Below are 4,664 nucleotides of genomic sequence, written 5' to 3'. Positions count from 1 at the left end.
ATGTTAAACCAACTAACATAAAACAAAATTTAAAAATTGCAATATGAAACAAAATTTACTTTTGACTTTGTTATTTATCTTATCAATGAAATCTTTTTCGCAAGATTCAAAACTTAGTCTTGAAATGCATTATCCACTAACGATGGGTCAAAATTTTATTAGTAAAAACTACGATGGAATTATTGATGTAGGAGGCAAGTTTAGATTTTCGGAATTAAAAAATATAAATATTGGTGCATCTTTAAACGGTGGAATTTTATCAAATAATACTAATGATAATAACGGAAATCAGGATTTTAGAGTTAATTCATATCTTATTCAACCAAGAATTTTTAGTGAATTGAAGATAGAATCAGTACCTAAAATACGCCCATTTGTTGGTATTGGTTATACTTTTATGGTTTTTAAAGCAACTGGAACTAATAATGGATTTGATGTTTCAGCTTCAAATAGCACAGAAAGTGGTATTAATGCAAATTTTGGAGTTGCTTATGACATTACAAGTAAAATATTCTTAGACCTTCAGTTTGATTATGTAAAATTAAATGTCGACAATGAAGTTCCTAAAACGGCATTCAATACAAATGTAAATCTATTAAAAGTTGGTCTAGGTTTAAGATTGTAAAGGCGCTATTAAACTAAAAGTCGTTACAAGTTTTTCAAAAATATTAATTCAAAATAATTTATAATCAATATTCCTAACTTAACAACCCGTACCAATATGAAAAACGTACTAAAAATTGCCATTGCATTACTATTGACTGTTAATGTAAATTGTTTTGCTCAAAAAGTATATTACGTAGTAAATGGAGAAGATATGATGAGCGACATCAACTACAAAGTTTACAAAGACAATAAGGCGAAAAACGGAAAACTTGAAGAAGTCAATTTAAAGACAATTGAAAAAAAGGATTCCATTGTAAACTACATAAGACTTACTAATTTGGAGGTTATGCCTGATGGCTTTGATCCTTGGGGAGATACAAAAAAGTTTATTGGAACAAAATTTCAAATTGAGCAATATGCTGACAATGACCAAAAAAATTTCAAGAAAGATTATCTAGAGGGAAAACCAACTTATATTAATTTTTGGTTCACTAGATGCCCTCCTTGTATTGAAGAACTTCCGCTATTAAATCAATTAAAAGAAAACTTCAAGGATAAGGTCAACTTTATCAGCATTACCTTTGATGACTTGACAGCGGTTGAGGTATTTTTAAAAAAGCACAAGTTTGATTATAAACATATTACTAATTCAGGGAAACAGATAGAAAAACTTAAAATTGATGCCTATCCAACAAGCCTAATTTTGGATAAAAATGGAGTTATTAAAGTTGTAACCGCCGAAATAATACCAGTACATATGAAAGACATACAAACTACTCTTACAACCTTGTTATAAATTCAAAATTATTGAGCATAAAAAAACCACTTAATCGTTTCAGCATTAAGTGGTTTTGTTTTTTTATAGTTTATTGAACGGCTTTTAAAGCATCAATGTTTCCGTGACCAAAATCAGGATTTTTTGTTGGGTAATATCTTGAGGATTGCTTCATTTTTGTGAGTACTTGATCTCGTGTCCAAGTTGGATTTTTAGCCCAAACTAATGCTGCAATTCCTGCAGTAGTAGCAGTAGCTACTGATGAACCTCCCACATAATCAGATTGATTGTCATAATAACTTGTTACAGGAACTGTGTTTCCTCCTGATGCTCTTTGCATGGCAATGGTAAAATCAATTTTGTTTCCGGTATGGCAAACATCACATTTTTGATAAGTACTACCTTCTTTAACGCCAGTTACAGCCACTGCTTCGGGCATCCAAGCCGGGAAAATAACTCCAACAAAAGTGGTAAATGTTGTAGAAGTTCCTCCGGCGCAAAATATCAATTTGCCTCGGCTGTGAGCGTATTTTACACCATCGGAAATTTTACCTACCGAGAATATGTATCCCATAGACATAGATATAATTTTTACATTCGGGTTATTGCCTAAACCAGTAAAGGCATCTTTAACACCATTTTGTTCGTGGTAGCCTTCCAGTAATACGTTTTCTGCCGCTCTGTAAGTAACTAAGTTGGCATTATAAGCAACCCCAACAGGCAATCCTTTATCATTTCTTGGTGCAGCTGCAGCCGCTGCCATGCTGGTTCCGTGTCCGCATAAATCACTAGGACCATCTGTGGTGCTGCTCCATGGCCAAATAGAATCTACAAATGTTCCAAATTTTTGAATAGTACGACCAGTTGATAATCCGTTGTTAAAACTAGAGCCTAGTAAAGTTTGGTTTGGTGAAGTACCAGTATCTATAACGCCTATTGTAATTCCTCGTCCGGTGCTTACATTCCAAGCCGATGGAATATTATGTTGGTAAAATGCCCAAGGCACTCTTGCATTAGGAGTGACGGTAGTAAAATCTGCCGAGTTTAAAGTAGAAGCTTCAAATCCACAACCTGAACTTGTGCTGGAGCTTGTTTTCCCATTTTGATTTTTAGCGGTTTCGCCTAGAAAGCGGTAATCAGCAGGCTCAACGTATCTAACAAATTTGGTTTGTCTTAAGGCAATAACGGTTTCTTGTTTGGTGATAACAACATCCATAAGGTTTAAATAGGCATCCGAAGCAACTAAAATATCCTTGATTTCTTTCCCTTCATACTTAGAAATAAGTTGCAGTAAATCTTCTTGCATTTTTTGGTTGTTAGATGATTTACTTCTGTCAAAATCAGTTTCGGAATTTCCAAAACCAATTGTGATTAAGTTTTGTCCTTGCAAAGCGGCACTCCAAATCATTTGACTAGACATTTCACTCCAATGAAACTGCTTGTTTGAAGATAAAATTTGATTAATGGTAGTGTTAATTTGTGTTGTGGTTAATGGATCTTTTTGCAAAGGATTTACCGCAACGGTTTGGTTTTCGCTTTCATCTCTGCTACAGGAGGTGAACACAATAGCGGTTACGAGTACTAATCTAAAAAGTTTAAATGTCATATTAGTTTATTTTTGGTTAATAGATTGTGAATATAGCATTATTTTGTTATTAATTTTACTAAATAACTCTATTTTAGTTGAATAGCTCAACTGTTAGTCTGTTTGTCTTTCATTTAGTACGAGGATACATCCTTTTGAAATAAAAACCTAAGTTATTGTAAGCAGGCAATATAGCTTAATAGCGCGTTTGTAATGATATTATGGTCACTATGAAAAAGACTTTTAAAACATAAATGTTTTCATCGAACTGAATTTTAATTTTCAACTTTTTTTGTAGTTAAAATCAGTTATATTTATTGGGTTATTTTTGAAGATTACGAGCTGCGTTAAAGGAAGTTTGCAAAAGAAGGATTTTATTTTCAACCCAAATAAACACTCTAAAAGTAATAGAATGAAAGAATTAGAAACTAAAATTAGTACAATAATAAAAAAGCTTAACACTATGAATGCACAAGGAAAAATACAAGTGCAGTACAAGATTTTAGCTGTTTTACTGAGTGTAATGGTAATTTTTCAATTAGGGAAATGTTTTGGAGAACTTATTTTTGATATCAATAATTAATGGCAAAAGCTTAAAAATAACTCACTACCATTTTATATTTGTTAATACTTCCCAGGATTAGTTACAAGAAAAAAAAACAGCCTTTTAGAAATATCCAAAAGGCTGTTTTTATATTATAGGGGTCAATTACAACCCGTAGTTTACACCTAAACCAAATAATTGTCCTACTTGTACGCCTCTTATGGCATTGTCATCATAAATGGCTTGTACCGCAATATTTGCTGACAAATACTTATTGATTTTCATCACCACATTCAATTGGTAATCAAAATCAACATTTTGTGGATCATCAAGATAATTAGAATATAAATTCAAACGATTTTGAATTGACACATTGGTCATGACATTTACTTTGTAGTAAGCAGAAACACTAGCTCCAAACTCAAAACGAGAATTATCTCCTTGAAGCACACCAAATGACGGTCCAAATTCTGTGAAATGATCGTGTACAAATATGGCTTTTGCTGCAGCAGGAGCAATATTAACGCTTAAATTTTCGTTCTTTTTCCAAAGCATACCTGGACCCATCTGGAAATAAGCTGGAGAAAAGAAATGTGATATTCTAAGTCCACTTTTATTATCTAGACCAGTGTCCATTTGAGTCTTAAAATTAAAGTAAGCCGAGTAGAACCAGTTTCCAGACGCTTTTTTACCCCACAAAGAATTAATTTCTAAACGGTCATCTGTTTTAGCGGTACGTTCGTTACCTTTTATTTTACTTAATCCGTATGCCAATATGAATTTATTATCCCAAACGACATCATTTTTTTTATAATTGAAATCGTAGTTCAAACCAAAATTACCAGCAATGTTTGAGGTTCCCCCACCCAGCCATTCTTTATTGTATGAAGATTGACTAAAAAGTAAAGAAATATTTCCTTTTCTTGTCCAAGCTTTGGTAGAGTCCTTAGGCGTTTCTTGAGCGTTTACAACTGATAACGCAAAAATAAATACAAGTGTAAGTAGTGTTTTTTTCATATTATTAAGTTTATATCCACAAATGTATATAAAAAAATAATACCACTATTATACTTAAACACCTGTAAACAAGTATTGTATGTTATAATTAGATTGTAAAAAATGCTTGGGTGCCTAAAATAAATATGGTCAAAATG

The 4,664-nt window shown here is 32.4% G+C and carries 5 protein-coding genes; 3 read left to right on the top strand and 2 right to left on the bottom strand.

The genetic code is table 11. The features are described from left to right. Positions 1-43 precede the first annotated feature (43 nt). Entirely contained in the window at positions 44-625 is a 582-nt protein-coding gene (locus tag FPG59_RS14080; RefSeq protein WP_086455215.1) for an OmpW family outer membrane protein, read from the top strand. Positions 626-721: 96 nt separating this feature from the next. Beyond that, positions 722-1,402: a TlpA disulfide reductase family protein gene (locus FPG59_RS14075; RefSeq protein WP_086455214.1), complete on the top strand. Its 681-nt coding sequence runs from the start codon at positions 722-724 to the stop codon at positions 1,400-1,402. A 70-nt stretch (positions 1,403-1,472) separates the two neighbouring features. Here FPG59_RS14075 and FPG59_RS14070 read toward each other — a convergent pair whose 3' ends face one another. Then, a complete protein-coding gene (locus FPG59_RS14070) occupies positions 1,473-2,987 on the bottom strand; it encodes a S8 family serine peptidase (RefSeq protein WP_086455213.1) in 1,515 nt (504 codons plus the stop codon). A 391-nt stretch (positions 2,988-3,378) separates the two neighbouring features. Here FPG59_RS14070 and FPG59_RS16700 point away from each other — a divergent pair, with 391 nt between their 5' ends. After that, positions 3,379-3,549: a hypothetical protein gene (locus tag FPG59_RS16700; protein WP_176330756.1), complete on the top strand. Its 171-nt coding sequence runs from the start codon at positions 3,379-3,381 to the stop codon at positions 3,547-3,549. Positions 3,550-3,675: 126 nt separating this feature from the next. On the opposite strand, the gene FPG59_RS14065 is transcribed toward FPG59_RS16700, so the two are convergent. Further along, positions 3,676-4,527, bottom strand: a complete 852-nt coding sequence (locus FPG59_RS14065) for a DUF3078 domain-containing protein (protein ID WP_086455212.1) — start codon at positions 4,525-4,527, stop codon at positions 3,676-3,678. Positions 4,528-4,664 lie beyond the last annotated feature (137 nt).

Source organism: Flavobacterium sp. FPG59 (assembly GCF_002150205.1).
Lineage (GTDB): Bacteria > Bacteroidota > Bacteroidia > Flavobacteriales > Flavobacteriaceae > Flavobacterium.
This window is presented reverse-complemented; position numbering and strand designations above follow the sequence as displayed.

Coding starts and splice junctions, on each gene's coding strand:
- FPG59_RS14065 (WP_086455212.1), bottom strand. CDS start 4,527: ATGAAAAAAACACTACTTACACTTGTATTTATTTTTGCGTTATCAGTT.
- FPG59_RS14070 (WP_086455213.1), bottom strand. CDS start 2,987: ATGACATTTAAACTTTTTAGATTAGTACTCGTAACCGCTATTGTGTTC.
- FPG59_RS16700 (WP_176330756.1), top strand. CDS start 3,379: ATGAAAGAATTAGAAACTAAAATTAGTACAATAATAAAAAAGCTTAAC.
- FPG59_RS14080 (WP_086455215.1), top strand. CDS start 44: ATGAAACAAAATTTACTTTTGACTTTGTTATTTATCTTATCAATGAAA.
- FPG59_RS14075 (WP_086455214.1), top strand. CDS start 722: ATGAAAAACGTACTAAAAATTGCCATTGCATTACTATTGACTGTTAAT.